The organism is Vibrio sp. 970, assembly GCF_033339075.1.
This window is the reverse complement of record NZ_JAWOTW010000301.1, coordinates 1-707: the sequence shown is the minus strand read 5'-3', so window position 1 is coordinate 707 and position 707 is coordinate 1. Positions and strand designations below refer to the sequence as shown.

The following is a 707-nucleotide window of genomic DNA, read 5'->3' as shown; positions in this document are numbered from 1 at the left end:
CGGGCAAACTTTATTGTCTCAAAATGCTCTTACGGGCAAAGTTTATTGCTTACGGGCAAACTTTATTGTCACTGCACAGTAATCCAGCGCTGCACGCAAAGATAGAAAGAGACGATGAAAAAGAGCACTGAATTCAATTCAGTGCTCTTTTGCTATTTGCGGTGTGTTTACTCATCTTGATACTTGTCGAGCTTGTTGTACAGCGTTTTAACGCTGATACCCAGCTCCTGAGCCGATTCCGTTTTGTTGCCTTGATTCTCTTCAAGCGTATTGAGAATAGCGGCTTTTTCCAGCTCTTCTAACGATACGCCAGCAGGCACCATATCTTCTAATCGGGTGCCAGTTTCTAGTGGCGGCGTATCGAAAATCAGATGCTCATCTTTAATGGTATCGTCGGCGAGAATGAACGCACGCTCGATGGTGTGTTTGAGTTCTCGAACGTTGCCAGGCCAATCGTGCATGGCGATTTTTTGGATTGCCGAGTCGAGAATCGTCTTGGTTTTGGATTCGTTAGCGTTGCGGTGCGCAATAAAGTGTTTGGCTAATCCGACGATGTCTCCGCCACGTTCGCGCAATGGTGGAACGGTTAACGGAAAGTGCGATAGCCTGAAAAATAGGTCTTCACGCAGAAATTGTTCTTCGATCGCGACTTTAGGATCGCGGTTGGTCGCCGCGACGATGCGGGTATTGGCGATGTGGACGGTATT

Annotated in this window: 1 protein-coding gene; it reads right to left on the bottom strand. The window is 47.5% G+C overall.

Going from position 1 to position 707, the window contains the following annotated elements; translation table 11 throughout:
- Window positions 1–167: 167 nt before the first annotated feature.
- On the bottom strand, window positions 168–707 hold a 540-nt coding region (locus tag R7Q11_RS26305; protein ID WP_225467014.1), incomplete at its 5' end, for a helix-turn-helix domain-containing protein.